At 37.0% G+C, this 1,264-nt stretch carries 1 protein-coding gene and 1 pseudogene; both read right to left on the reverse strand.

Annotated elements, in window-relative coordinates:
* A pseudogene (locus FS875_RS10745) lies at positions 1–99 on the reverse strand (16S rRNA (guanine(527)-N(7))-methyltransferase RsmG); the annotation flags it as partial.
* Positions 99–1,264, reverse strand: a 1,166-nt coding sequence (locus FS875_RS09940; protein ID WP_144756273.1) for an FAD-dependent oxidoreductase, incomplete at its 5' end; no start/stop codon positions are given. The gene FS875_RS09940 and the pseudogene FS875_RS10745, both read right to left, overlap by 1 nt.

A 1,264-nucleotide genomic window follows, 5' to 3' on the forward strand; every position in this document is an offset into this window, starting at 1 on the left:
TAAAGTCTCAAATTGTATTAAATTTTCCATCGTTTCACGTGAAACAGAAGGAACGATATCTGAGAGTAACTGATATTTTTGTTCTATAGAAAGATTCATTAAGCTATTTTAGCCTTTTCACGTCGTTGACGTTGAATATATGTAATAATAAGCGACAATGCTGCAGGTGTCATACCATCAATTTTTTGTGCATCAGCAATTGAACGCGGTGAAATTTCCTGAATTTTCGTTTTAAGCTCATTTGAAAGACCAGAAATTGACTGAATATCAAGCGAAGAGGGAATTTCTAAACGCTCATCACGTTGAAGAGATGCAATATCTTGTGCCTGTTTTTCTAAATAAACTGCATATTGTGCTTCAATTTCTAAAGCTTCAACAGTTTTAGAATCAATTGACTGTAATTGTGGCCAAAAATGTGAAAGATTTTCCAAACGCATATGGGGATAAGCAAGAAGATCATAAGCAGAACGCCGAATTCCATCACGATTTATTTGTAAACCATGAGCAGAGGCTTCATTAGGTGTGAGAAAAAGACTTTGGCACAGTAATCGTGCTTGATCAAGACGTTGTTGCTTTTCCTGGTAACAGTCCCAGCGTATCTTACTCACAATCCCCCATTGCTGTGCTAAAGGTGTTAAACGAATATCAGCATTATCAGAGCGCAAAGATAAACGAAATTCAGCACGCGATGTAAACATCCGATAAGGTTCACACACGCCACGTGAAACTAAGTCATCTATCATAACACCAATATAAGCCGTAGAACGACTTATGAGTATTTCATCTAAACCACCTACCTTGCGTGCTGCATTTAACCCTGCCAAAAGCCCCTGTGCTGCTGCTTCCTCATACCCTGTTGTACCATTAATTTGCCCCGCTAAAAAAAGGCCTGGCAAACAGCGTAATTCTAAATTTCTCGTCAATTGCTGTGGATTAACAAAATCATATTCAATAGCATAACCAGATTGCAAAATTTTTACATTTTCCAATCCTTCGATAGTTCTCAATAAAGAAATTTGTACATCCTCTGGAAGAGAGGTAGAAAGTCCATTTGGATAAATAGTATCATCATTTAATCCCTCTGGTTCCAGAAAAATCTGATGTCCATCACGTTCACCAAATTTAACAATTTTATCCTCAATAGAAGGACAATAACGCGGACCTAATCCTTCAATATTTCCAGAATACAAAGCAGAGCGATGAATATTTTCACGAATAACTTGATGTGTTTGTGTATTTGTGCGTGTTATTGCACATTCAATTT

It is taken from the genome of Bartonella saheliensis, from assembly GCF_902162175.1.